The following is a 471-nucleotide window of genomic DNA, read 5'->3' on the forward strand; positions in this document are numbered from 1 at the left end:
TCACAGCCGGGCTTTGGGCATGCCTTTCGCAGTGAACCAAGAAGAACACTTGTCTCATTGCTTCGGCTAGCCCTTGTGCGCCCGGCTGCTTGGAGATGTCACTGGGATGAATCGAGCGGAGATGGATTTTTTTCTGTACACGTTGCCGGTTTGTTGGAATCGCTTTGCTGAAATTCAGACAGCTATATTCATTTCATCATCCAGAGTAAATGAGATTGTAAAATGAAATAATCTCCCCAATTTCGTCTCACAGTTTTGAGAAAGCGAAAAAACTTATTCCCCTTCTAAATCTAGAGATGAAGCGGAAAGGGGCGACTCCGGGAGGATCAGCGAGACAATTGAGACCCTGGAGAGCGCGCAGCGATCGAAGCGGCTCAATGCGAGCCCTCCGGAAAGCGTCCCCTTGAAGCGCAATCTCATCCGCATTCAACTTCCTATCTAAAAATCGACAACAAAAAACATACTAAGATT

Source organism: Planococcus sp. ISL-109 (genome assembly GCF_018613655.1).
Lineage (GTDB): Bacteria > Bacillota > Bacilli > Bacillales_A > Planococcaceae > Planococcus.